Source organism: Flavobacterium sp. FG139, from assembly GCF_057809695.1.
The window spans coordinates 1-537 of the sequence record NZ_JBMDKL010000052.1 but is presented as its reverse complement, the minus strand read 5'-3'; the positions used below and the strand labels follow the sequence as shown (position 1 = coordinate 537).

Below are 537 nucleotides of genomic sequence, written 5' to 3'. Positions count from 1 at the left end.
AAAAACCAAACTAAATATAACAATATCATTAAATTTTGAACTTTGAAGAATTTCATTAATAGTAATTTACTCTTATTTGGTGGTATAGTAATGCTGTTCATTTCTTGTATGGTAATTTGGGGAAACTTAATTGACTATGATATTTATCGAAACGGAATTGAAATTACAGCAAATGTTATTGAAGCACCGGAAGATTGTGAAAACATTTCATCGCGTGGAGGATTTTGTAAACTAGAATATAATGGTAAAATTTACGTTGAAAGAGCTGGAACTAAATTTTGTCACTTAGTTTCGGGTCAAACAAAAGTTAAAATGTTGGCAAACAAAAATTATTCAAATTTAATGTTTCCAGACGAGTTTAATGATTTTGAATTTGCATCAGGATTTATATTATTTGCTTTCGCTATATTTTTGATAATTAAAAACTATAAAAAGAAAAAAGCTTTAGAATAATAAAAGCGATCGCACAACAGCCGTTTGCTCCAATGGCGTGGCTTGGGATTTATCAGAATGCGAAAGTGATTATCTTTTTTCTTT

Annotated in this window: 1 protein-coding gene; it reads left to right on the top strand. The window is 28.9% G+C overall.

Annotated features, from left to right (window positions below; all coding sequences use genetic code 11):
• The first annotated feature begins 42 nt into the window (after nucleotides 1-42).
• Nucleotides 43-453, top strand: a complete 411-nt coding sequence (locus ACODSI_RS15060; RefSeq protein WP_488917673.1) for a hypothetical protein — start codon at nucleotides 43-45, stop codon at nucleotides 451-453.
• Nucleotides 454-537: the final 84 nt, after the last annotated feature.